A 26117-nucleotide genomic window follows, 5' to 3' on the forward strand; every position below is an offset into this window, starting at 1 on the left:
CATCGTGGCACGCCGCCTCCGCCTATTCGGTAGGCCACGCGGGCCGTGGCACGAAGCACAGTCCGCTCCCGGGCTGCGCCGGGTTACGGACCGGGTCGCTCCCCCACGCGACCTGGGTGCGACTGCCGCGTCTGTCAGGAACGAGCAGCGCGGGCCGTCTCCAGGAGTTCCTGGGCGTGTGCCAGGGCAGTGTCGGACTCCTCCATGCCGGCCAGCATCCGGGAGAGCTCACGCACCCGGTCGGTCTCCTCCAGCACGGTCAGGCCCGAGGTGGTCACCGTGCCGTCGCTGGACTTGGCCACCACGACGTGCCGGTCGGCGTACGCCGCGACCTGGGGCAGGTGCGTGACGACCAGCACCTGGGCGGTGCGGGCCAGGGTGGCCAGTCGGCGACCGACCTCGACCGCAGCCTTGCCGCCGACCCCGGCGTCGACCTCGTCGAAGACGAAGGTGGGCACCGGGCTGGTCTCGGCCAGGGCGACCTCGAGGGCCAGCATGACCCGGGACAGCTCGCCGCCCGATGCCCCCTTGTGGAGCGCGCGGGCATCGGCCCCCTTGTTGGCTGCGAGCAGGATCTCGACGTCGTCGACACCGGTCGCGGAGTAGCGCAGCCAGCGCTTGCCGACCCGCAACGGGGCACCTGCGCGTTCCTCGGACTCGGGTGCCTCGGCCTCGTGCTGGCGTACGTCGACCGCGACGGTGGCGTGGGGCATGGCCAGCAGGGTGAGCTCGTCGGAGACCACGTCCCCGAGGCGTCCGGCGGCCTCGGTGCGGGCCTTGGACAGCTTCTCCGCGACCTTGCCGAGACCTGCGCGCAGCTCGCGGCGCCGTTCACGCAAGGTGCTGATCCGGTCGTCCGTGCCGTCGAGCTCGGTCAGCTTGCCCGCGGCCTGCGCCGACCAGGCCAGCACCTCGTCGATGGTGTCGCCGTACTTGCGCGTCAGCGCGGTCAGCGCGGCTCGGCGCTCCGAGACGACCGAGAGCCGATTCGGGTCGGTCTCGAGCCCGGAGGCATAGGAGGCGACGTCCGCGGCCACGTCGGAGAGAAGGTAGCTCACCTCCGCCAACCGATCGGCCAGCCCCGCGGCCTCGCTGTCGTGCTCACGCACACCCTCGAGGAGGCGCCGGGCCGCTGAGGTGGCCCCCAGGGCGTCCGGGCGGTCGTTCTCCGAGGAGAGGGCCTCGCGAGCCTGCTCGGCCGCGGTGCGCAGGGTGTCGGCGAAGCCGAGACGGGTCTCCTCCGCAGCCAGTGCGTCGTCCTCGCCCGGCTGTGGCTCGACCGCACCGATCTCCTCCAGCCCGAAGCGGAGCAGGTCGGCCTCTCGCGCTCTCTCACGCGCAGTGGCGACCACCTCGGTCAGCTCCGCCTCGACGGAGGCCAGCTCCGTGTGGAGGGTTGCGTAGCTTCTCGCCAGGTCGTGCAGTGCGCGGCCACCGAAGAGGTCGAGAGCGTTGCGTTGAGCCGCGGGCTTGAGCAGGCGGTGCTGGTCGGACTGTCCGTGCACGGCGACGAGCCCGTCAGCCACCTCGGCGAGCTGGGAGGCCGGAACGGACGCCCCGCCGACGAACGCGCGCGAGCGGCCCTCACCGGCGATGTTGCGGGCGAGGACGACACGGTCGTCCTCGGCCACTCCCCCGAGCTCGTCGACCCGGGTCACGAAGTTCACCAGACGGGTGGCGTCGACGACGCCCTCGACCCGGGCGGACCTGGCTCCGGAGCGCACGGCACCGGAGTCGGCGCGTCCACCGAGCAGCAGCCCGAGCGCGGTCACCACCATGGTCTTGCCGGCTCCCGTCTCACCGGTGATCACGGTCAGGCCGGGTCCCAGCTCCAGTGTCGAGGAGTCGATGACGCCCAGGGACTGGATGCGGATCTCCTCGATCACGCCGGGTCACCGCCATTGCGTCGACGTCGCTCCGAAGCACCGCGCCAGCCCTCGACGGACAGCCCGAACTTGGCCACGAGACGGTCGGTGAACGGCGCCCGGTGCAGGCGGACGAGGTGGACGGGCGAGGCACCGCGGCGCACTTCGATGCGTGCTCCCGGCGGCAGGTCGACGGTGCGACGCCCATCGCACCACAGGACACCAGCGCCTTCGGTGCGGGCCAGCACCTCGACGGCGAGCACCGAGGTGGGGGCCACGACCATGGGGCGCGCGAAGAGTGCGTGGGCGCTGATCGGCACCATCAGCAAGGCCTCGACGGCTGGCCACACGACGGGGCCGCCGGCGGAGAAGTTGTAGGCGGTGGAGCCGGTCGGGGTGGCGCAGACCACGCCGTCGCATCCCCAGCGGGACAACGGGCGGCCGTCGATCTCGACGACCACCTCGAGCATGCGCTCGCGGGCGGCCTTCTCGACGCTGGCCTCGTTGAGCGCGAAGGTGCTGGCGACCAGCTCCTTGTCCTGGTAGACCGACACGTCGAGGGTCAGGCGTTCCTCGGCGGTGTAGGCACGCTCGATGATCGCTTGGATGGTCGACTCGACGTCGTCGTACTCCGCCTCGGCGAGGAACCCGACATGTCCGAGGTTGACGCCCAGGAGCGGGGTGGAGGTGCCGTGGGTGGCCTCGGCGGCGCGCAGGATGGTGCCGTCGCCGCCGATCACGACGGCCAGCTCGCAGCCGGTGGCGGTGTGCTGGTCCTCGGCCACCACCTCGATCGCCGGGGAGAAGGATCGCGGGTCCACCTCGAGCTCGCTCGCCTCGGTGGCGATCAGCCGCACGACGATGTCGTGGGCGGTGAGTTCCTTGCAGAAGGCGCGAGCCACTTCACGGGCGTCTTCACGTCCGGTGTGTGCGATGAGGAGTACGCGTCGGGGCTCAGTCACGGGTCAACCTTCTCACCAGCCACCCCCGGATCCGGGTCGTGCCCGTCGGACCCGGTCCCGAGACGGGCCGAACGGTGCACCTCAGCGGTGATCTCGTCGTCCCCGATGGCGGCGGTTCCCTTGCGCAACCACAGGAAGAACTCCACGTTGCCGGACGGCCCGGGCAAGGGACTGGTGGTGACGGCCTGCGCGCCCCACCCACGTCGTACGGCGGCCGCGGCAACCGTGGAGACCGCCTCCGCCCTCAGGGAGAGGTCACGGACCACGCCGCCCTTGCCGACCCGGTTCTTGCCCACCTCGAACTGGGGCTTGACCATCAGCGCCAGGTCTCCGTCGGGGTGCATGACGGAGAGCAGGGCGTCGAGGACGAGCTCGAGGGAGATGAAGGACAGGTCGCCCACCACCAGGTCGACCGGCTCCCCGATGATCTCCAGGCTCAGCTCACGAATGTTGGTGCGGTCGTGCACGGTGACCCGCTCGTCCTGCTGGAGCCGCCAGGCAAGCTGGCCGTAGCCGACGTCGACCGCCACCACGTGCCCGGCACCGTGGCGCAGCAGGACATCGGTGAATCCACCCGTCGACGCACCCGCGTCGAGGCAGCGACGACCGCTGACGGCCAGGCCGAGCGGCGTGAAGGCGGCCAGTGCCCCGGCGAGCTTGTGCCCGCCCCGGGACACGTAGTCGGGCCGGTCCGGGTCCTCGATCACCACGAGTGCCACATCGGTGGTGACGCCCGTGGCGGGCTTGGCTGCGATCGCTCCGTTGACCTTCACCCGACGGGCTGCGATCAGCTCACTGGCGTGCTCGCGCGAGCGGGCCAGCTTGCGCCGAACCAGCTCGGCGTCCAGACGAAGTCGACGTGGAGGCACGAGATCAGGGGCGGGGCAGGCGCGGGCCGTCGAGAGCTCCACGCAGTTGCTCATGGGCCCGCTCGAACACGGCGACGTGCTCCTCAACCGGCCTGTCAGCGATCCCGTCGAGGCTGTCCAGCACACGGTCGACGGCATGGTTCCCGGTGCGTTCGGCACTCGCGGGGTTCGAGGCATCCTCCGCGGGGAACGTCGCTTCGTCGTACTCCTGGTCGGCCCCCGCCTGGTCCGTCACCGGCGCCATCTCGACCTCGTCCGTCACCGGCGCCGTCTCGACCTGGTCCGTCACCGGCGCCATCTCGACCTCGTCCGTCACCGGGGCCTCCCCGGCATCCGCGCCGGATGCCGGCTCGGTGCCGGCGCCTTCGAACTGTTCGCTCATGTGGTCACCGTACCGGCTCGCCGGTCTCGTCCAGGTGCGCCCACGCTGCCGCGGCGACGGTGCGCAGGCGGTCGTCCGGGCTCCCGGCGCCCTCGACGACCAGGCGTCCGTCGCGGGTGTGGGCCGTCCACCCGGCCAGCTCGAACCGACCGTCCACCTGTGCGGGCACCGGGTGTGGCACGAGGAGGCCGTTCAGGTCGGTCGAGATGTAGGTCGGGCGCAGCTGCTCGGGCGCACGGACCAGGTCGTCCTCGTTCGTCACCCCGGTCATCACCAGGAGCGAGTCGACGTCCGCGGCGTTCGCACCCTCGATGTCGGTGTCCAGCCGGTCACCGACCATCAGTGGACGCGTCCCGCCGACCCGGCGAATGGTCTCGTCGAGCAGCGGACGCCTGGGCTTGCCGGCCACCACCGGGGTCACCCCCGAGAACTCGCTGAGCATGCGGACCTGCACCCCGTGCCCGGGACCCAGGCCGTATTCCGTGGGCACGGTCAGGTCGGTGTTGGAGGCCACCCAGGGCAACCCATCGCGAATCAGGACGGCTCCCTGCATCAGGCGTCGCCAAGGCAGGTCGGGGTCGTAGCCGCTGACCACGGCGACCGGGTCCTCGTCGAGGCTGCCGACCGGCTCGAGCCCCTCGGCCTCCAGTGCGGACGCAAGGCCCGCGCTGCCCAGCAGGAACACCCGTGCACCCGTGGGAAGCGACTGGGCCAGCAGGTGGGCTGCCGCCTGCGCGGAGGTCACCACGTCCTCGGCGGCAGCGTCGATCCCGAGCTGGTTGAGGTGCTCGGCCACATGAGCGGGAGTCCGGGAGGCGTTGTTCGTCACGAAGGCGAGGTGCATCCCGGTCGCGCGGGCTCGCGTGAGGTGCTCAGGCGCACCCGGCACGGCGGAGGCACCGACGTAGACGACTCCGTCCAGGTCCAGCATCGCCACGTCGTACGCCGCGTGCAACGGATCCTCGGCCACCTTCAACATGGTGTTCAACCCTCCGCTGGCTACGATTGTTCGAATGGACATCCCGGATCAGGCACGCCCCCGTCTCGGGTTGGTCCCGTTCCGTGCGCTCCGCCTCGCCGACAGCCGTGTCGGCGACCCGGCATCCCACCGGGTCTTCGCCCGACCCTATCGATCTGTGCCCGCGCGCCTGCGTGAGTGGCGGCGCAAGCGCCACCTGACGCTCGACTCGACCCCGGCCATCTACGTCCACGAGTACACCTCGGCGGGAGTGACGATCCGGGGCCTGGTGGCCACGGTCGACCTGCTCGAGAGCAAGGACGCGATCTTCCCTCACGAGGGAACCCAGGCCGCCCAGGTCGAGCAGCTGGCTGGTCGGATGATCGAGATGAACCTCAACCCGGCTCCGATCCTCCTGATGTACCGAGGCACCGAGGCAGTCCGCGAGTTGATCCGTTCGACCACGGCCGAGGAGCCCCAGCTCGTCTACACCGACCGCGGATCCCAGCTCCAGCGTGTCTGGCGCATCACCGACCCGACGGCGATCGACCTGCTCGCTGCCCAGCTCGCGGACGCCCATGTCGTCATCGCAGACGGCCACCACCGGTATGCCGCTGCCCGTCAGGCTTGGCTGCAACACCCGGACAGCGGCTGGACCCGGACCTTGGTGATGCTGGTCGACCAGTCAGACACGCCCCTGCAGCTGTGTGCCATCCACCGGACGGTGCCCCGGCTCTCGCTCGACGCGATCGAGAAGTGCGCCGCCCGCAGCGGGGACACGTTCCGTCGTCACGACTCGAGCCACCAGGCCCTGGCCAAGCTCGAGCACGCGCTCGTGCTGCACGACGGCACGGCCTGGGCGACCCTGGCGCCAGCGGATCCCAACGAGCTCCTGGTGACCTGGTTGCACGAGCGGCTGCTCCCGTCATGGGACAGGGACGAGGACAAGCTGGTCTTCCACCACTCAGCCACCGAGGCCATCGAGCGGGCCGGGCTGGGCGTGAGCGTGCTGCTCCCGGCCCCGACCTTCGACGACGTGGATCGCTCCGCGCTCTCGGGTCACCTGCTGCCCCACAAGGCCACCTCCTTCCAGCCCAAGCCCCACTTCGGCGTCCTCATGCGGGACTTGAGCGACGAATGAGTCGGCCACCCGTGGCCTCGACCTCGAGCCGCGAGACGGGCGCACCGCCGACTCTGAAGAACCGACGTCGCAGGACACCACGCACCTCGACCACGTCTCCCTCGTGCCACGAGGCAACCGAGAGTCTCAGGCGGCCGGTCCAGACCGAGCAGTCGACCCAGTCGACGCCGGGCCGATCACCGTCCGGGCGCGGCACCACCACGCGCACCGTCCACAGCGCGTCACCGCTGGGCAGCACCTTCTCCTCGGGCGCCCGCGAGAGCCGTCCTTCCAGCACCACTGTGTTCGTCATGGGATCCACCTCCGGGACAAGCCTCGTCGAAGGCGTGCGGACATGGAACTGCCGGCGCTCTCGCTGTGGAGAACACCGGCAGTCGGTGGACGTGTGGGCAACAACCGGGCGGTTCAGCCCTTGGAGCGCTCGATCTCCAGGGCACGCGCACCGGCATCGGTCAGCTCATCGCCGTCGATGGCCTCCGTCCGGTGGAACCACTCGAGGGCGTCCTCGGTGCGCCCCGCTGCCAGCAACGTGTCAGCGTAGGTGTAGCGCAGACGCACCACCCACGGGGCACGGGTGTTGGAGTTCAGTGGCGCGTACTCCAGGGTGCGCAGTGCGGCGTCGAACTCACCCATGTCTCGCCGGGCACCTGCCTCCACGATGGTCATCTCGGCCTTGGCCTCGGGTGAGAAGTTGGCGACCGAAGGGCTCTTGGCCAGCGCCAGTGCCCGTTCGGGTCGACCCAGCGCGCGCTCACAGTCGGCCATGATCGGCAGGTAGGCGGTGGCCCCATTCATCCGCTTCGCAGCTCGGAGCTCTGAGAGGGCCTCGGTGTACTCGCCGGCCGCGTAGGCGGCTTCGCCACACGCTTCGCGGACCACAGCGAGGCGCGACGCACGCGCTCGAGCGGCCAGGGTGTGCTTGTAGGCAGTCTCCGGATCGGACTCGATCAGGAGTCCGGCGGCCGCCAAGTGACGAGCAACCCGGAGCGCGAGCTTCTCCGGCAGTCCGCGCAACTGGGCGGAGACTGAGCGGTCGAGCTCCTTGCCGGTGATGTCCTCGGGAATCTCGGGCCCGTCGTAGCGCGCCTGGTCCTCCGAGCGAGGACGCTGGTCGTCCCGGGGCCGGCTCCAGTCGCCCTTGCGCGACGAACCACCGCGACCAGTCGGCTTGCCGCCCTGTCCACGGCGATCGGCGGAACCACGGTTGCTGCGGCGCTCCTCGGACTTCCCCGAGGTACGACGCGGAGCGGACCCAGAACGGCTGGCGCCACGTCCGTCCGACCCCGATGATCGTCCAGACGAATTGCGGCGTGGGGTGTTCTCAGCCATGACGGATCCTTTCGGCGGTGGACCTGGGTTGTTCGACCAGATCATGTGGACAAAAGCGTAGCGGCCACCTCGTATGAGGTGGCCGCTACTGAAGTTATGTCCGGCGACGTCCTACTCTCCCACAACCTCCCGGTTGCAGTACCATCGGCGCTGAAAGGCTTAACTTCCGGGTTCGGAATGGAGCCGGGTGTTTCCCTTTCGCTATGGTCGCCGAAACTCTATGGAGTTAGATCAAACCAACTCTAAGTCTCGTGACTTATCAGCTGGTTCCCGACCGTAACTCGGGAACCACACAGTGGACGCGCAACATCTTTGAGGGACAAGCCCTCGGTCTATTAGTACCGGTCGGCTAGGCATTACTGCTGTACACCTCCGGCCTATCAACCCAGTAGTCTACTGGGGACCTTACCCGGTTAACCCGGTGGGAAACCTCATCTTGAAACGTGCTTCCCGCTTAGATGCATTCAGCGGTTATCACTTCCGAACGTAGCTAACCAGCCGTGCTCCTGGCGGAACAACTGGCACACCAGAGGTTCGTCCATCCCGGTCCTCTCGTACTAGGGACAGCCTTTCTCAAGTTTCCTGCGCGCGCGGAGGATAGGGACCGAACTGTCTCACGACGTTCTAAACCCAGCTCGCGTGCCGCTTTAATGGGCGAACAGCCCAACCCTTGGGACCTACTCCAGCCCCAGGATGCGACGAGCCGACATCGAGGTGCCAAACCATCCCGTCGATATGGACTCTTGGGGAAGATCAGCCTGTTATCCCCGGGGTACCTTTTATCCGTTGAGCGACGCCGCTTCCACATGCCGGCGCCGGATCACTAGTTCCGACTTTCGTCCCTGCTCGAGTTGTCACTCTCACAGTCAAGCTCCCTTGTGCACTTACACTCGAAACCTGATTGCCAACCAGGCTGAGGGAACCTTTGAGCGCCTCCGTTACATTTTAGGAGGCAACCGCCCCAGTTAAACTACCCATCAGGCACTGTCCCTGATCCAGATAATGGACCTAGGTTAGATATCTAATACGACCAGAGTGGTATTTCAACGTTGACTCCACCTGAACTGGCGTCCAAGCTTCACAGTCTCCCACCTATCCTACACAAGTCGAACCAAACACCAATACCAAACTATAGTAAAGGTCCCGGGGTCTTTCCGTCCTTCCGCGCGTAACGAGCATCTTTACTCGTACTGCAATTTCGCCGAGTCCACGGTTGAGACAGCGCCCAAGTCGTTACTCCATTCGTGCAGGTCGGAACTTACCCGACAAGGAATTTCGCTACCTTAGGATGGTTATAGTTACCACCGCCGTTTACTGGGGCTTAAGTTCTCCGCTTCGAACCGAAGTTCTAACAGGTCCCCTTAACCTTCCAGCACCGGGCAGGAGTCAGTCCGTATACATCGTCTTACGACTTCGCACGGACCTGTGTTTTTAGTAAACAGTCGCTTGGGCCTGGTCTCTGCGGCCATCAACGCTTTGTGCAGCAAGTGCACTAACGAATCCGGCCCCCCTTCTCCCGAAGTTACGGGGGTATTTTGCCGAGTTCCTTAACCGTGGTTCACTCGATCGCCTTGGTATTCTCTACCTGATCACCTGAGTCGGTTTGGGGTACGGGCGGCGCATAGCTCGCTAGAGGTTTTTCTCGACAGCATAGGATCATCCACTTCGTCCATACGGACTCCCCGTCAGGTCTCAGGCACATGAGAGACGGATTTGCCTATCTCTCGCCCTACACCCTTAGCCGTGGGCAACCATCGCCACGGTTGGACTACCTTCCTGCGTCACCCCATCGCTTGACTACTACTAGTTCGGGTCGTGCGCTCTGCCACCATCGTCCCGAAGGATCCCGGTGGTTTCGGGCACTTAGCATCACTAGGTTCGTCATGGGCGCTATTTTGCCGGTACGGGAATATCAACCCGTTGTCCATCGACTACGCCTGTCGGCCTCGCCTTAGGTCCCGACTTACCCAGGGCAGATTAGCTTGACCCTGGAACCCTTGATCATTCGGCGGACTGGTTTCTCGCCAGTCATTCGCTACTCATGCCTGCATTCTCACTCGTGTGGCCTCCACGACTGGATCACTCCGCCGCTTCACTGCCCACACGACGCTCCCCTACCCATCCATGCAACTGGACCACGAAGGCCTGTCTTACGCATGAATGCCATAGCTTCGGTGGATAACTTGAGCCCCGCTACATTGTCGGCGCGGAATCACTTGACCAGTGAGCTATTACGCACTCTTTCAAGGGTGGCTGCTTCCAAGCCAACCTCCTGGTTGTCTGTGCGACTCCACATCCTTTTCCACTTAGTTATCGCTTAGGGACCTTAGCTGATGGTCTGGGCTGTTTCCCTCTCGACTACGGAGCTTATCCCCCGCAGTCTCACTGCCGCGCTCTCACTTACTGGCATTCGGAGTTTGGTTAACGTCAGTAACCGTGTAGGGCCCATCGGCTATCCAGTGCTCTACCTCCAGCAAGAAACACGCGACGCTGCACCTAAATGCATTTCGGGGAGAACCAGCTATCACGAAGTTTGATTGGCCTTTCACCCCTATCCACAGGTCATCCCCTCAGTTTTCAACCTAAGTGGGTTCGGTCCTCCACGCGGTCTTACCCGCGCTTCAACCTGCCCATGGATAGATCACTTCGCTTCGGGTCTTGATCGTGCTACTCAGACGCCCTATTCGGACTCGCTTTCGCTACGGCTTCCCCACACGGGTTAACCTCGCAACACAACGCAAACTCGCAGGCTCATTCTTCAAAAGGCACGCTGTCACAGCTCAAAGAGCCGCTCCAACGGTTTGTAGGCACATGGTTTCAGGTACTATTTCACTCCCCGCCAGGGGTACTTTTCACCTTTCCCTCACGGTACTTGTCCGCTATCGGTCACCAAGGAGTATTTAGGCTTAACGGGTGGTCCCGCCAGATTCACACGGAATTTCAGGGGTTCCGTGTTACTTGGGGTGACGTCTCAGAGCCATCGTCTTACGTGTACGGGGGTATCACCCTCTACGCCAGGACTTTCCAGTCCATTTCGACTTCAACGACGGTTTCTAACTCTGTGCCGGATCGGCAGATCCGACGTGACGGCCCCACAACCCTCGAACAGCAACGCCTGCCGGCTATCACACTGCTCAAGTTTGGCCTCTTCCGATTTCGCTCGCCACTACTCTCGGAATCACTTTTGTTTTCTCTTCCTGAGGGTACTGAGATGTTTCACTTCCCCTCGTTCCCTCCAACTGTCCTATGTGTTCAGACAGAGGTAACTGGACATGACTCCAGCTGGGTTTCCCCATTCGGAAATCCCCGGATCACAGCTTGGTTACCAACTTCCCGGGGCTTATCGCAGGTTCCTACGTCCTTCATCGGCTCTTGGTGCCAAGGCATCCACCATGTGCCCTTAGTAGCTTGTCTTGCTACAAAGATGCTCGCGTCCACTGTGTAGTTCTCAAGATACGGGCGGTACCACCACAAGATCCGTGCCTACCAGGAGACCTGGCGGTTCAGCGGGGTGATGGCCCACGAGAGACTGAGTCAAGACTCGATCCCTCAGGACCCAACAGTGTGTCAAGTGAAACCCAGCCTCACACTCGAATTTCCACGCCCCAAAGGAGCAGTACTGACGAGCACTCAACCGAGCACCACCAACTAATCGACGTTCCACTAGTGAGCGTTGTCTGCCGCGACACATTCGGCCACGAAACAGACGACATGGACAGCTCAAGGCTGCCAATTGCTCCTTAGAAAGGAGGTGATCCAGCCGCACCTTCCGGTACGGCTACCTTGTTACGACTTCGTCCCAATCGCCAGCCCCACCTTCGACGGCTCCCTCCACAAGGGTTGGGCCACCGGCTTCGGGTGTTGCCGACTTTCGTGACGTGACGGGCGGTGTGTACAAGGCCCGGGAACGTATTCACCGCAGCGTTGCTGATCTGCGATTACTAGCGACTCCGACTTCATGGGGTCGAGTTGCAGACCCCAATCCGAACTGAGACCGGCTTTTTGGGATTCGCTCCACCTTGCGGTATCGCAGCCCTTTGTACCGGCCATTGTAGCATGCGTGAAGCCCTGGACATAAGGGGCATGATGACTTGACGTCATCCCCACCTTCCTCCGAGTTGACCCCGGCAGTCTCTTATGAGTCCCCACCATTACGTGCTGGCAACATAAGACGAGGGTTGCGCTCGTTGCGGGACTTAACCCAACATCTCACGACACGAGCTGACGACAGCCATGCACCACCTGTATACCGACTAAAAGGGGCTCTATCTCTAGAGCTTTCCGGCATATGTCAAACCCAGGTAAGGTTCTTCGCGTTGCATCGAATTAATCCGCATGCTCCGCCGCTTGTGCGGGCCCCCGTCAATTCCTTTGAGTTTTAGCCTTGCGGCCGTACTCCCCAGGCGGGGCGCTTAATGCGTTAGCTGCGGCACGGAACTCGTGGAATGAGTCCCACACCTAGCGCCCAACGTTTACGGTGTGGACTACCAGGGTATCTAATCCTGTTCGCTCCCCACACTTTCGCTCCTCAGCGTCAGGTAATGCCCAGAGAACCGCCTTCGCCACCGGTGTTCCTCCTGATATCTGCGCATTTCACCGCTACACCAGGAATTCCGTTCTCCCCTGCATACCTCTAGTCTGCCCGTATCGGAAGCAGGCCAGGTGTTAAGCACCTGGTTTTCACTCCCGACGTGACAAACCGCCTACGAGCCCTTTACGCCCAATAATTCCGGACAACGCTCGCACCCTACGTATTACCGCGGCTGCTGGCACGTAGTTGGCCGGTGCTTCTTCTGCAGGTACCGTCACTTGCGCTTCGTCCCTGCTGAAAGAGGTTTACAACCCGAAGGCATTCATCCCTCACGCGGCGTTGCTGGATCAGGCTTTCGCCCATTGTCCAATATTCCCCACTGCTGCCTCCCGTAGGAGTCTGGGCCGTGTCTCAGTCCCAGTGTGGCCGGTCACCCTCTCAGGCCGGCTACCCGTCGAAGCCTTGGTGAGCCATTACCTCACCAACAAGCTGATAGGCCGCGAGCTCATCCTTCACCGCCAGAACTTTCCACAACCACCAGATGCCTGGAGCTGTCGTATTCGGTATTAGCCACCGTTTCCGGTGGTTATCCCAAAGTGAAGGGCAGATTGCTCACGTGTTACTCACCCGTTCGCCGCTCGTGTACTCCCGAAGGAGCCTTACCGCTCGACTTGCATGTGTTAAGCACGCCGCCAGCGTTCGTCCTGAGCCAGGATCAAACTCTCCGTTGAAGTTCAAACGACACCCACCAAAAAGGCAGACATCAAACTCAATTGAGATATCCCGGCAAGAGACCGAATCACTGACATAGTTGTCAGAATCATCGTTTTCCTACCAAAGGAACCGTACGACAAACACACCAGCAAAACTGGCATGAAGCCGGACGGGCATATCAAACTAATTCGTCGACTTTTGACACACTGTTGAGTTCTCAAGGATCAAGCGCGCACCACACCAGCCTCACGACCAGCGCTTGGGGCAACCTGACAAAACTTACCGAAGTCGACCCGCTCTGTCAAACTGAGCAGTTCCGCTCCGATCCCCCGTCCGAGTATCGACTCCAGGTCATCTTCGGCCGCATCGTGGCGCACACTCAATGACCCTCGATCGAGCTCCTGAGGGAGGTTCGGCCGCCGGGTGGGGCCAGGACCCGGAACCGAAGGCTCCGACTTTCCCGGCCGCTCTTGGCGACAGACAGAACATTAGGTGAACGCCGGCCACCGGGTCAAATCGAGGAGGAATCCACGCTCATCGCGGCGCTCCCGCTCCCCGCCCAGGGCCGAGTTCACCCGGGAATCCCCTGACGCAGCAGTGTTGACCTGGGTCCGGAGGGCAGGCTGGCTCCAGGGAGCGTAACGGGGCCTGGAGGCCCAGCCGGCGCGGTCGCTCCGGGCAGCGTCGATGACGGCCCACGTGAGCTGGTGCCCGTCGAGACGGCCCGGTCGCTGTCGGCCGTGTGGGAAAGATCTCCGGCAGGGATCACGGTGCACCCGGACCGGCTGGTCGACCGAGGACGGGCCGGAAGACGTTCGGCGACCTAGAGGGAGTCACCACCCCATCGCAAGGACGTCCTGCGCGGTCTTCTCCACCGCGGACCCTCGAGCAAGCCTCCACGCCGAAACCGGGAGCAGAAGCACACGAGCCCCGTATCGCTTGCGCGATCGGGGCTCGATTCAGAATGGCGCTGGACCTGGGTTGTTCGACCAGATCATGTGGACAAAAGCGTAGCGGCCACCTCGTATGAGGTGGCCGCTACTGAAGTTATGTCCGGCGACGTCCTACTCTCCCACAACCTCCCGGTTGCAGTACCATCGGCGCTGAAAGGCTTAACTTCCGGGTTCGGAATGGAGCCGGGTGTTTCCCTTTCGCTATGGTCGCCGAAACTCTATGGAGTTAGATCAAACCAACTCTAAGTCTCGTGACTTATCAGCTGGTTCCCGACCGTAACTCGGGAACCACACAGTGGACGCGCAACATCTTTGAGGGACAAGCCCTCGGTCTATTAGTACCGGTCGGCTAGGCATTACTGCTGTACACCTCCGGCCTATCAACCCAGTAGTCTACTGGGGACCTTACCCGGTTAACCCGGTGGGAAACCTCATCTTGAAACGTGCTTCCCGCTTAGATGCATTCAGCGGTTATCACTTCCGAACGTAGCTAACCAGCCGTGCTCCTGGCGGAACAACTGGCACACCAGAGGTTCGTCCATCCCGGTCCTCTCGTACTAGGGACAGCCTTTCTCAAGTTTCCTGCGCGCGCGGAGGATAGGGACCGAACTGTCTCACGACGTTCTAAACCCAGCTCGCGTGCCGCTTTAATGGGCGAACAGCCCAACCCTTGGGACCTACTCCAGCCCCAGGATGCGACGAGCCGACATCGAGGTGCCAAACCATCCCGTCGATATGGACTCTTGGGGAAGATCAGCCTGTTATCCCCGGGGTACCTTTTATCCGTTGAGCGACGCCGCTTCCACATGCCGGCGCCGGATCACTAGTTCCGACTTTCGTCCCTGCTCGAGTTGTCACTCTCACAGTCAAGCTCCCTTGTGCACTTACACTCGAAACCTGATTGCCAACCAGGCTGAGGGAACCTTTGAGCGCCTCCGTTACATTTTAGGAGGCAACCGCCCCAGTTAAACTACCCATCAGGCACTGTCCCTGATCCAGATAATGGACCTAGGTTAGATATCTAATACGACCAGAGTGGTATTTCAACGTTGACTCCACCTGAACTGGCGTCCAAGCTTCACAGTCTCCCACCTATCCTACACAAGTCGAACCAAACACCAATACCAAACTATAGTAAAGGTCCCGGGGTCTTTCCGTCCTTCCGCGCGTAACGAGCATCTTTACTCGTACTGCAATTTCGCCGAGTCCACGGTTGAGACAGCGCCCAAGTCGTTACTCCATTCGTGCAGGTCGGAACTTACCCGACAAGGAATTTCGCTACCTTAGGATGGTTATAGTTACCACCGCCGTTTACTGGGGCTTAAGTTCTCCGCTTCGAACCGAAGTTCTAACAGGTCCCCTTAACCTTCCAGCACCGGGCAGGAGTCAGTCCGTATACATCGTCTTACGACTTCGCACGGACCTGTGTTTTTAGTAAACAGTCGCTTGGGCCTGGTCTCTGCGGCCATCAACGCTTTGTGCAGCAAGTGCACTAACGAATCCGGCCCCCCTTCTCCCGAAGTTACGGGGGTATTTTGCCGAGTTCCTTAACCGTGGTTCACTCGATCGCCTTGGTATTCTCTACCTGATCACCTGAGTCGGTTTGGGGTACGGGCGGCGCATAGCTCGCTAGAGGTTTTTCTCGACAGCATAGGATCATCCACTTCGTCCATACGGACTCCCCGTCAGGTCTCAGGCACATGAGAGACGGATTTGCCTATCTCTCGCCCTACACCCTTAGCCGTGGGCAACCATCGCCACGGTTGGACTACCTTCCTGCGTCACCCCATCGCTTGACTACTACTAGTTCGGGTCGTGCGCTCTGCCACCATCGTCCCGAAGGATCCCGGTGGTTTCGGGCACTTAGCATCACTAGGTTCGTCATGGGCGCTATTTTGCCGGTACGGGAATATCAACCCGTTGTCCATCGACTACGCCTGTCGGCCTCGCCTTAGGTCCCGACTTACCCAGGGCAGATTAGCTTGACCCTGGAACCCTTGATCATTCGGCGGACTGGTTTCTCGCCAGTCATTCGCTACTCATGCCTGCATTCTCACTCGTGTGGCCTCCACGACTGGATCACTCCGCCGCTTCACTGCCCACACGACGCTCCCCTACCCATCCATGCAACTGGACCACGAAGGCCTGTCTTACGCATGAATGCCATAGCTTCGGTGGATAACTTGAGCCCCGCTACATTGTCGGCGCGGAATCACTTGACCAGTGAGCTATTACGCACTCTTTCAAGGGTGGCTGCTTCCAAGCCAACCTCCTGGTTGTCTGTGCGACTCCACATCCTTTTCCACTTAGTTATCGCTTAGGGACCTTAGCTGATGGTCTGGGCTGTTTCCCTCTCGACTACGGAGCTTATCCCCCGCAGTCTCACTGCCGCGCTCTCACTTACTGGCATTCGGAGTTTGGTTAACGTCAGTAACCGTGTAGGGCCCATCGGCTATCCAGTGCTCTACCTCCAGCAAGAAACACGCGACGCTGCACCTAAATGCATTTCGGGGAGAACCAGCTATCACGAAGTTTGATTGGCCTTTCACCCCTATCCACAGGTCATCCCCTCAGTTTTCAACCTAAGTGGGTTCGGTCCTCCACGCGGTCTTACCCGCGCTTCAACCTGCCCATGGATAGATCACTTCGCTTCGGGTCTTGATCGTGCTACTCAGACGCCCTATTCGGACTCGCTTTCGCTACGGCTTCCCCACACGGGTTAACCTCGCAACACAACGCAAACTCGCAGGCTCATTCTTCAAAAGGCACGCTGTCACAGCTCAAAGAGCCGCTCCAACGGTTTGTAGGCACATGGTTTCAGGTACTATTTCACTCCCCGCCAGGGGTACTTTTCACCTTTCCCTCACGGTACTTGTCCGCTATCGGTCACCAAGGAGTATTTAGGCTTAACGGGTGGTCCCGCCAGATTCACACGGAATTTCAGGGGTTCCGTGTTACTTGGGGTGACGTCTCAGAGCCATCGTCTTACGTGTACGGGGGTATCACCCTCTACGCCAGGACTTTCCAGTCCATTTCGACTTCAACGACGGTTTCTAACTCTGTGCCGGATCGGCAGATCCGACGTGACGGCCCCACAACCCTCGAACAGCAACGCCTGCCGGCTATCACACTGCTCAAGTTTGGCCTCTTCCGATTTCGCTCGCCACTACTCTCGGAATCACTTTTGTTTTCTCTTCCTGAGGGTACTGAGATGTTTCACTTCCCCTCGTTCCCTCCAACTGTCCTATGTGTTCAGACAGAGGTAACTGGACATGACTCCAGCTGGGTTTCCCCATTCGGAAATCCCCGGATCACAGCTTGGTTACCAACTTCCCGGGGCTTATCGCAGGTTCCTACGTCCTTCATCGGCTCTTGGTGCCAAGGCATCCACCATGTGCCCTTAGTAGCTTGTCTTGCTACAAAGATGCTCGCGTCCACTGTGTAGTTCTCAAGATACGGGCGGTACCACCACAAGATCCGTGCCTACCAGGAGACCTGGCGGTTCAGCGGGGTGATGGCCCACGAGAGACTGAGTCAAGACTCGATCCCTCAGGACCCAACAGTGTGTCAAGTGAAACCCAGCCTCACACTCGAATTTCCACGCCCCAAAGGAGCAGTACTGACGAGCACTCAACCGAGCACCACCAACTAATCGACGTTCCACTAGTGAGCGTTGTCTGCCGCGACACATTCGGCCACGAAACAGACGACATGGACAGCTCAAGGCTGCCAATTGCTCCTTAGAAAGGAGGTGATCCAGCCGCACCTTCCGGTACGGCTACCTTGTTACGACTTCGTCCCAATCGCCAGCCCCACCTTCGACGGCTCCCTCCACAAGGGTTGGGCCACCGGCTTCGGGTGTTGCCGACTTTCGTGACGTGACGGGCGGTGTGTACAAGGCCCGGGAACGTATTCACCGCAGCGTTGCTGATCTGCGATTACTAGCGACTCCGACTTCATGGGGTCGAGTTGCAGACCCCAATCCGAACTGAGACCGGCTTTTTGGGATTCGCTCCACCTTGCGGTATCGCAGCCCTTTGTACCGGCCATTGTAGCATGCGTGAAGCCCTGGACATAAGGGGCATGATGACTTGACGTCATCCCCACCTTCCTCCGAGTTGACCCCGGCAGTCTCTTATGAGTCCCCACCATTACGTGCTGGCAACATAAGACGAGGGTTGCGCTCGTTGCGGGACTTAACCCAACATCTCACGACACGAGCTGACGACAGCCATGCACCACCTGTATACCGACTAAAAGGGGCTCTATCTCTAGAGCTTTCCGGCATATGTCAAACCCAGGTAAGGTTCTTCGCGTTGCATCGAATTAATCCGCATGCTCCGCCGCTTGTGCGGGCCCCCGTCAATTCCTTTGAGTTTTAGCCTTGCGGCCGTACTCCCCAGGCGGGGCGCTTAATGCGTTAGCTGCGGCACGGAACTCGTGGAATGAGTCCCACACCTAGCGCCCAACGTTTACGGTGTGGACTACCAGGGTATCTAATCCTGTTCGCTCCCCACACTTTCGCTCCTCAGCGTCAGGTAATGCCCAGAGAACCGCCTTCGCCACCGGTGTTCCTCCTGATATCTGCGCATTTCACCGCTACACCAGGAATTCCGTTCTCCCCTGCATACCTCTAGTCTGCCCGTATCGGAAGCAGGCCAGGTGTTAAGCACCTGGTTTTCACTCCCGACGTGACAAACCGCCTACGAGCCCTTTACGCCCAATAATTCCGGACAACGCTCGCACCCTACGTATTACCGCGGCTGCTGGCACGTAGTTGGCCGGTGCTTCTTCTGCAGGTACCGTCACTTGCGCTTCGTCCCTGCTGAAAGAGGTTTACAACCCGAAGGCATTCATCCCTCACGCGGCGTTGCTGGATCAGGCTTTCGCCCATTGTCCAATATTCCCCACTGCTGCCTCCCGTAGGAGTCTGGGCCGTGTCTCAGTCCCAGTGTGGCCGGTCACCCTCTCAGGCCGGCTACCCGTCGAAGCCTTGGTGAGCCATTACCTCACCAACAAGCTGATAGGCCGCGAGCTCATCCTTCACCGCCAGAACTTTCCACAACCACCAGATGCCTGGAGCTGTCGTATTCGGTATTAGCCACCGTTTCCGGTGGTTATCCCAAAGTGAAGGGCAGATTGCTCACGTGTTACTCACCCGTTCGCCGCTCGTGTACTCCCGAAGGAGCCTTACCGCTCGACTTGCATGTGTTAAGCACGCCGCCAGCGTTCGTCCTGAGCCAGGATCAAACTCTCCGTTGAAGTTCAAACGACACCCACCAAAAAGGCAGACATCAAACTCAATTGAGATATCCCGGCAAGAGACCGAATCACTGACATAGTTGTCAGAATCATCGTTTTCCTACCAAAGGAACCGTACGACAAACACACCAGCAAAACTGGCATGAAGCCGGACGGGCATATCAAACTAATTCGTCGACTTTTGACACACTGTTGAGTTCTCAAGGATCAAGCGCGCACCACACCAGCCTCACGACCAGCGCTTGGGGCAACCTGACAAAACTTACCGGTTTGATCGGCGCCGGTCAAACCGGGCTTCTCGTCCAGCCACCCCGGGCAACTCAAACTCGCCGGGTTCACCGGAGGCCACTGCTGTGGGCACTCTTGAAACCTCGGACGAGGATGAAGCTTGGGGTGGTCACCCGGGGCCGGAGACCCGGCCGACCGGCCTTGTCTCCCGCCGCTCCCTGGCGACGAACGGAACATTATGCGAGTGCGCACAGCGGGTCAAATCGAAGTGACGTGAGCCGGACCACATGGTGCATATGGGCAGGTCAGGGGCCGAATGGGGGCTTCGGAGCGAGCACTCCGACCGCTTGGGACGGGCTGCTGAGCCCCGCCAGCCGGGTCGCCTCAGTCAGCTGCGCCGCCAGTGTCCTGTGCATGGCCAGGACCCGTTCCTCCCCCGCGGCCAGGCACCAGAGCGGTAGCCGGCCGAGAAAGGCCGCGTCCGCACCGAGTGCCATCGCAGCCAGGACGTCACTGCCCGACCGCAGGCCACCGTCGACGTAGACCTCGGCGTCCCCGCCGACGGCGGCAACCACCGATTCGAGGACCTCGGCACTGGCCACTGTCCGGTCCAGCTGCCGTCCCCCGTGGTTGGACACCCAGACGGCAGCAGCGCCCGCCTGCACACAACGACGGGCGTCATCGGGCCGCAGCACTCCCTTCACGACGACCGGCAGTCCGGTCGTGCTCGACAACCATTCGATGTCATGGGGACCGAGGTCGAGCGCCTTCTGCGCGCCGGGCAGGTCGTCGTACCCCGCATCGAAGTTGACCCGCAGCCACCCAGGGTCGGTCGTCTCCCAGACGGTCGGCCCGTCGTCGTGCTTCGTGCCGACCACCGGGGTGTCCACGGTGAGCACCACGGCTCGGGCGCCCGCGTCGACCGCGCGGCGCAGCAGCGGTTCGGTCAGCGTTCGGTCAGCGGACAGGTAGGCCTGCAACCACCACGTGACTCCCGTGCCGGCGATGTCGACGAAGGTCGATCCGGCGTTGCTGGACACGACCATCACGGACCCTGCGTCGGCCGCGGCCCGTGCCATGGCGACCTCGCCGTCGGGATGCGCCGCACGCTGGAAGGTGGTGGGTGCCACGCCGATCGGCGTCGACAGGTCGCTCCCGAGCAGAGTCGTGCGGAGGTCGACGTCAGTCACGTCGCGCAGGACGTGCGGGGCGAACCGGATCCGGTCCCAGCTCCGTCCTGCCTCGGCCGCCGTGACCGAGGCTCCGGCCCCCTGCCGGATGTAGCGATGGACGGGGGCGGGCAGCGCATGGCGCGCGGCCTCCTCGACGCCGTCCAACCAGTTCGCGTCCATCCCCGGTCCTCCCGCAGGTCTCAGTCGGTCAATCGCTCAGTCCAGCGCCTCGACGCCGGCCATCGTCTTCTTGCCCTTGCGCAGCACCAGCCAGCTGCCCGCCACGAAGTCGGCGTCGGTCGGGACGTACTCGGCGTCCTCGATGCGTTCGTTGTTGAGGTAGGCGCCACCCTCCTTGATGGTGCGCCGGGCATCGCCGTTGCTCTTGGCCAGGCCGGTCTCGACCAGCAGGGCAACGATGTCCGGGGTGCCCTCGGCCCGTCGGAACGACGTGGAGCCGGCCTCCCTCAGCGCGGCACCGAGCGTCGCACCGTTGAGCGAGGCAAGGTCGCCCCGGCCGAAGAGCGCCGCCGCGGCCAGCTTCGCCTGCTCCGTCTCGGCAGCACCGTGCACCAGCGTCGTGACCGCGTCTGCGAGGGCCTTCTGCCCCGCGCGCAGGAACGGCTTCTCCTCGGTCTGCGCCTCGAGGTCCTCGATCTCCTCGTGCGAGAGGAAGGTGAAGACCCTCAGCAGCTCCCCGACCTTCTCGTCCTCGACATTGAGCCAGAACTGGTGGAAGGCGTACGGCGACATCATCTGCGGATCGAGCCAGAGGGCCCCGCCCTCTGTCTTGCCGTACTTGGTGCCGTCGCTCTTCGTCATCAGCGGCGTCGCGATCGCGTGCGCCTTGCCGCCGTTGGTGCGCCGGATCAGCTCCACGCCTGCGGTCAGGTTGCCCCACTGGTCGGAGCCACCGAACTGCAGCACGACACCGTGGTCGCGGAAGAGGTTCAGGAAGTCCATCGACTGGAGCAGGACGTAGCTGAACTCCGTGAAGCTGATCCCGGACTCCAGGCGGGTCCGCACCACGTCACGAGCCAGCATGCGGTTGACCGGGAAGTGCTTGCCGATGTCACGCAAGAAGTCGATCACCGACATCGAGGCGGTCCAGTCGTAGTTGTTGACCATGGTCGCGGCGTTCGGTCCCTCGAACGAGAGGAACGGCTCGATCTGGCCGCGCACCCGCTCGACCCACTCCTTGACGGTGTCGAGCGAGTTCATCACCCGCTCCCCCGACTCCTTCGGGTCGCCGATGCTGCCGGTGGCTCCACCGACCAGGGCGTACGGCGTGTGCCCGGCCAGCTGCAGACGCTTGGCCGTCAGGATCTGCACCAGGTGACCCATGTGCAGGCTGGGCGCGGTCGGGTCGAAGCCCACGTAGAACTTGACGCTCCCCTCGGACAACGCTTCTCGAAGCATGTCGCGGTCCGTCGAGTGGGCGATCAGTCCGCGCCACTCGAGGTCGTCGAGGAGATTCGGGTCGGTGGACAACGTGTTTCCTTCCGGGAGACGTGCACGAGGTGGACGGACTGCCAGGTCCAAGCCTGCCCCATCATCGCGCCATGACGGTACGCGGTTTCACTGCGTGGTGTCGGAGAGCCACGCGCCGAAGGCCAAGGGCTCCCGCGTCACGACGTAGGTCGCCCAGTTCATCTTCGTCACCCGGCCCGTGCTGTCGCGGGTGACCCGGAGCAGCTCGCCGGCCTCCCGGCCAGACTCCGTTCGATAGAGGTCATCGCCCTCCTTGACGAACACCGAAGGCCCCTTGTGCGCGGGCGCCGTGGGGCTGTGCGCCTCGAGTCGACCCGCACGGACGACGAAGTCGAACGGCGCACCCTCGGAGTACCAGCGACCGATGATGCCGACGTACTCCTCGGGCACGGTGCTGCCGGGCATCCACGGGACGCGGGTGTGTGGCTCCTTGGAGATCACCTCTTCGGCGAGCTCGACCGCGAACTGGGTCGGATCGGGGGCCGAGGTGGAGTTCATCAGCACCATGCCACCGGTGCCGGACTCGCGGTGGGTGAACAGCCCGGTGACGTGGCCCGGCATCCCACCGGTGTGCCCGACGAAGAAGCGCTCACCCTTGCGGTGCAGCATGAACCCGAGCCCGAAGGCCAGGGTCCAGCGTTCGCGATCGACCATGATCTGGGGCTGCAGCATCTCCTCGAACGTGTCGGGGCTCAACACCTCCTCGACCGGGTCCGCCACGAACAACAACCACTGCGTCAGGTCTCGGGCGGTGCTGGCCAGTCCGCCGCAGGCGGCCATCGCCGCGAAGTCGAAGGTCGGCTCGAGGATCGGTACGTCGTGGAAGGGCGGCACGTAGTACCCGGTGACTGGGTCGTGCTGCAGGCCGAGCGTCGTGCGCGTCATGCCCAACGGGTCGAGGATGCGGGCCTTGATCGAGTCGAACCACTCGCGACCGTCGAGCCTGGCGATCACCTCCCCCAGCATCGCGTAGACGAGGTTGGAGTAGTGCCAGTGGTGGTGCGGCCGGAGCACCCGCTCGGCCTGCGCGAAACCCTCCACCAGCTCACGCCGATCGGGTTGCTGCAGCGTCTCCCACACGTCGGTCACGGGCTCTCGCTGCATCCCCGAGCAGTGGGCCAGCATCTGGCGGACCGTGACACCGGCGTGCCCGCACTCGGGCACGAATCGCTCGAGCGTGTCGTCGAGATCCAGCTTGCCCTCGTCCCGCAGCGCCATGATCGCCACTGCCGTGAAGGTCTTGCTGTTCGAAGCGATCAGGAACTGCTGGTCGACGGTGGGCGGCTCGCCCGAGCGGGCGACGTCAGCAGTGCCCACGCCCTCCCCCCAGAGCATGGCGCCGTCGCGCACCACCGCTCCGACGACACCGGGGACCCTTCCCTCGGCCTGCTTGTCGGCAACGATGCGTCGGAGGGACTCCGCGGTCTCTGGGCGCAGGCTGGTCACTCGACGACCTCAGTCCGTTCCAGCAGCCTCGCTCGAACGCCTCGGTCCCCGGCCGCGTCGCGCTCCGCGAGTCGGCTCGCGATGGCCGTGCGTTCCTCCACCGACTTGTTGCCGCCGTACTTCTGCTTGGCCCGCACGTCCTGGATCCGGATCCTCAGACCACGGATCGCGGGCAGCTGACGACGGTCCGACTCGACGTCGGTGGTGGGCGTGACGCGCGTCGAGCCCTCGGGCTCGAAGTGCAGCAGCTGCCGCGCCAGGATGGCGGCCTTCGCTTCCGGGTCGTCGACGACGGTCGCGCGTCCCCGCAGCTGCAGGGCGGTGTAGTACGACGTGGGCACGCCGAGATCAGGATCGGTCCCGGGGCCGGCGTTCATCGACGCATCGACGTAGGCGTAGTCGCCGGTCATGGCCATGACGACGCGGTCGTCCTGCGCGAGCGCTGCCCACACGGGGTTCGGACGGGCCAGGTGGAGCAGGACCTCGTCGCCCTCGACCACGAAGTGGGTGGGCACGATGACCGGCCAGCCGTCGACCTCACCCACGGTGACCAGCTGACCGAAGTCGTTGCCGGGCACCAGCCCGCGCCAGTCCTCGACGGAGTCCCACGGATGGATCAGCACGGATCCAGTCTCCCGCATCCATGTCCCACCGCAACAACAAGTGCCTGTTCGCGCAACAACAAGTGCCTGTTCGCGCAACAAGAACCGCCCGTTCGCGCAGCAAGAAGTGCCCGTTCGCGCATCAGGGATCTGGGGTGCGGGGGGAATTGCGGGGCTTGCGGGGCTTGTGGGGGCGGTAGGTCGACACGGTCGGGTCGCCGGTCAGCCAGAACCGCCACGGCCAGTCGGGGGCGGCGCGAAGCCCGACGCGGGGACCGCTGCTGATCGCCTCGGGGGCCACGGGGTCGTCGAGCCGCAGCGTGATCGGACCGGTGGACAGGTCGGTGCCGTCGGCGTCGAGCGCGATGCCCATCGCCCTGCACAGGCGGGCCGGTCCCCGGGCCAGGTCGCGGTCGCTGCTCCCGGGTCGACGCGAGCGGGCCGTCCCGATCCCCTCGACGACCTCGCCGGCGCGCAGCAGGACCGCTCCCGCCGTGCCGTCCTCGCGGCACACGACGTTGCAGCACACGTGCATCCCGTAGGTGAAGTAGCAGTAGAGATGGCCGGCCGGACCGAACATCACCTCGTTGCGTCTGGTGCGCCCCCGGTACGCGTGGGAGCCGGGGTCGTGCGCGCCGTCGTACGCCTCGACCTCGGTGATCCGGAGCGCGACGTCGCCGTGTCGGAGGACGGCGCCGAGCAGCAGTGGCGCCACCTCCAGCGGGGCGCCGTCGAGGGCGGTCAGGTCAGTCGCCCGGGGCACGGGTCGAGCTCACTCCCCGGGAACGTCGAGCCGGGCACGGTGGGCGGAGGCAGCGGCCGCGAGCTCCTGGAGCTGCTCGGCCACCCGGTCGGGGGCGGTGCCACCGCGGCCGTTGCGGGAAGCCACTGACCCCTCGGCGGTGAGCACCTCGCGGACGCCCGGGGTCAGGTGCTCGTCGATCGCGGCGAACTCCTCGTCGGTGAGCTCGTCGAGCTCGACGCCGCGCTCCTCGCAACGGCGTACGCACGCACCGGCGACCTCGTGGGCGACCCGGAACGCCACGCCCTCGCGGACCAGCCACTCGGCGATGTCGGTGGCCAACGAGAAGCCCTGCGGCGCCAGCTCGGCCATCCGCTCGGTGTTGAAGGTGAGGGTGGCGACCATGCCGGTGAAGGCGGGCAGCAGGACCTCGAGCGTGTCGACGGAGTCGAAGACCGGCTCCTTGTCCTCCTGCAGGTCGCGGTTGTAGGCCAGCGGCAACGCCTTGAGCGTGGCCAGCAGGCCACTGACGTTGCCGATCAGACGGCCGGCCTTGCCGCGGGCCAGCTCGGCGATGTCGGGGTTCTTCTTCTGCGGCATGATGCTCGACCCCGTCGACCAGGAGTCGTGCAGCTTCACGAACTCGAACTCGCGGGTCGACCAGAGGATGACCTCCTCGGCCAGACGACTCACGTCGACGCCGATCATCGCGGTGACGAACGCGAACTCCGCCACGAAGTCGCGCGACGCCGTGCCGTCGATCGAGTTGGCGCTGGAGCCGGTGAAGCCGAACTCGGCTGCCACCTGCTCCGGGTCGAGGCCCAGGCTCTGCCCGGCCAGGGCCCCCGAGCCGTACGGCGAGTCCGCGGCGACGCGGGCGTCCCAGTCACGCAACCGCTCGACGTCGCGCAGCAACGGCCAGGCATGAGCCAGCAGGTGGTGAGACAGCAGCACGGGCTGTGCGTGCTGCAGGTGGGTGCGCCCGGGCATGATCGCACCGAGGTGCTGCTCGGCCTGGGCCTGCAGCGCCTCGACCAGGTCGAGCACCTGCGCCGCGATCACCCGGGCGTGGTCGCGCAGGAACACCTTGAACAGGGTGGCGATCTGGTCGTTGCGGGACCGTCCCGCACGCAACCGGCCGCCGACCTCGGGGCCGACCTCCTCGAGCAGCAGTCGCTCGAGGGCGCCGTGCACGTCCTCGTCGGAGGGATCGGGGGCGAGTGAGCCGTCGGCGTACTCCTGGCCCAGCGCGTCGAGGCCACGCAGGAGCTCGGCGTGGTCGGCGTCGGTGAGCAGCCCGGCCGTGTGCAGCACGTTGGCGTGGGCCCGAGAGCCGGCCAAGTCGTAGGGCGTCAGCCGCCAGTCGAAGTGCGTGGAGCGCGAGAGCGCGTCGAGCTCCGGGCTGGGGCCGCCCTCGAAGCGTCCGCCCCAGAGCTTGCCGGTGTTGGTCGTGCTGTTCTCGGTCACGAG

At 63.8% G+C, this 26117-nt stretch carries 14 protein-coding genes and 6 rRNA genes; 1 reads left to right on the plus strand and 19 read right to left on the minus strand.

Annotated elements, in window-relative coordinates; translation table 11 throughout:
- Window positions 1-134: 134 nt before the first annotated feature.
- From recN to ncot_RS13635, 5 genes are read right to left on the minus strand one after another with little or no spacing between them, the layout of a single operon-like run.
- Complete coding sequence (gene recN, locus ncot_RS13615) at window positions 135-1886, minus strand: DNA repair protein RecN (protein ID WP_168618102.1); 1752 nt, start codon at window positions 1884-1886, stop codon at window positions 135-137.
- On the minus strand, window positions 1883-2827 hold the full coding sequence (locus ncot_RS13620) for an NAD kinase (RefSeq protein WP_168618103.1): 945 nt from the start codon (window positions 2825-2827) through the stop codon (window positions 1883-1885). The genes recN and ncot_RS13620 overlap by 4 nt, the downstream gene beginning before the upstream one ends.
- Window positions 2824-3750, minus strand: coding sequence for a TlyA family RNA methyltransferase (locus ncot_RS13625; RefSeq protein ID WP_168618104.1), 927 nt, complete (start codon window positions 3748-3750; stop codon window positions 2824-2826). The genes ncot_RS13620 and ncot_RS13625 overlap by 4 nt, the downstream gene beginning before the upstream one ends.
- Window positions 3701-4078, minus strand: coding sequence for a hypothetical protein (locus ncot_RS13630; RefSeq protein WP_168618105.1), 378 nt, complete (start codon window positions 4076-4078; stop codon window positions 3701-3703). Before ncot_RS13630 ends, ncot_RS13625 begins: the two co-directional genes overlap by 50 nt.
- A 4-nt stretch (window positions 4079-4082) precedes the next feature.
- Window positions 4083-5057, minus strand: coding sequence for an HAD-IIA family hydrolase (locus ncot_RS13635; RefSeq protein ID WP_168618106.1), 975 nt, complete (start codon window positions 5055-5057; stop codon window positions 4083-4085).
- A 34-nt stretch (window positions 5058-5091) separates the two neighbouring features.
- Here ncot_RS13635 and ncot_RS13640 point away from each other — a divergent pair, with 34 nt between their 5' ends.
- Window positions 5092-6177, plus strand: coding sequence for a DUF1015 family protein (locus ncot_RS13640; protein ID WP_168618107.1), 1086 nt, complete (start codon window positions 5092-5094; stop codon window positions 6175-6177).
- On the opposite strand, the gene ncot_RS13645 is transcribed toward ncot_RS13640, so the two are convergent.
- From ncot_RS13645 to argH, 14 genes are all read right to left on the minus strand, one after another.
- The gene (locus tag ncot_RS13645; protein WP_168618108.1) at window positions 6152-6469 is read right to left on the minus strand and encodes a single-stranded DNA-binding protein; all 318 of its coding nucleotides are present in this window, start codon (window positions 6467-6469) and stop codon (window positions 6152-6154) included. The genes ncot_RS13640 and ncot_RS13645 overlap by 26 nt on opposite strands.
- A 113-nt stretch (window positions 6470-6582) precedes the next feature.
- A complete protein-coding gene (locus ncot_RS13650; protein WP_168618109.1) occupies window positions 6583-7506 on the minus strand; it encodes a tetratricopeptide repeat protein in 924 nt (307 codons plus the stop codon).
- 98 nt (window positions 7507-7604) lie between these two features.
- Window positions 7605-7721: ribosomal RNA gene (gene rrf, locus ncot_RS13655) — 5S ribosomal RNA — on the minus strand.
- A 100-nt stretch (window positions 7722-7821) separates the two neighbouring features.
- Window positions 7822-10920: ribosomal RNA gene (locus ncot_RS13660) — 23S ribosomal RNA — on the minus strand.
- Window positions 10921-11250: 330 nt separating this feature from the next.
- A 16S ribosomal RNA gene (locus ncot_RS13665) occupies window positions 11251-12768 on the minus strand.
- A 1034-nt stretch (window positions 12769-13802) separates the two neighbouring features.
- Window positions 13803-13919: ribosomal RNA gene (gene rrf, locus ncot_RS13670) — 5S ribosomal RNA — on the minus strand.
- A gap of 100 nt (window positions 13920-14019) precedes the next feature.
- Window positions 14020-17118, minus strand: a 23S ribosomal RNA gene (locus ncot_RS13675).
- A 330-nt stretch (window positions 17119-17448) separates the two neighbouring features.
- Window positions 17449-18966: ribosomal RNA gene (locus tag ncot_RS13680) — 16S ribosomal RNA — on the minus strand.
- The 16S, 23S and 5S rRNA genes sit together here, the layout of an rRNA operon.
- 533 nt (window positions 18967-19499) lie before the next feature.
- Window positions 19500-20546 carry an alpha-hydroxy acid oxidase gene (locus ncot_RS13685; protein ID WP_168618110.1) on the minus strand — a complete coding sequence of 349 codons (1047 nt, stop codon included), beginning with the start codon at window positions 20544-20546 and terminating at the stop codon, window positions 19500-19502.
- 36 nt (window positions 20547-20582) lie between these two features.
- The gene (gene tyrS, locus ncot_RS13690; protein ID WP_168618111.1) at window positions 20583-21857 is read right to left on the minus strand and encodes a tyrosine--tRNA ligase; all 1275 of its coding nucleotides are present in this window, start codon (window positions 21855-21857) and stop codon (window positions 20583-20585) included.
- A gap of 87 nt (window positions 21858-21944) precedes the next feature.
- Complete coding sequence (locus tag ncot_RS13695) at window positions 21945-23303, minus strand: serine hydrolase domain-containing protein (RefSeq protein ID WP_168618112.1); 1359 nt, start codon at window positions 23301-23303, stop codon at window positions 21945-21947.
- Complete coding sequence (locus tag ncot_RS13700) at window positions 23300-23926, minus strand: FMN-binding negative transcriptional regulator (protein WP_168618113.1); 627 nt, start codon at window positions 23924-23926, stop codon at window positions 23300-23302. The genes ncot_RS13695 and ncot_RS13700 overlap by 4 nt, the downstream gene beginning before the upstream one ends.
- 121 nt (window positions 23927-24047) lie before the next feature.
- Entirely contained in the window at window positions 24048-24668 is a 621-nt protein-coding gene (locus ncot_RS13705) for a DNA-3-methyladenine glycosylase (protein WP_168618114.1), read from the minus strand.
- 9 nt (window positions 24669-24677) lie between these two features.
- The gene (gene argH / locus ncot_RS13710) at window positions 24678-26114 is read right to left on the minus strand and encodes an argininosuccinate lyase (protein WP_168618115.1); all 1437 of its coding nucleotides are present in this window, start codon (window positions 26112-26114) and stop codon (window positions 24678-24680) included.
- Window positions 26115-26117: the final 3 nt, after the last annotated feature.

The organism is Nocardioides sp. JQ2195, from assembly GCF_012272695.1.
Taxonomy (GTDB): domain Bacteria; phylum Actinomycetota; class Actinomycetes; order Propionibacteriales; family Nocardioidaceae; genus Nocardioides.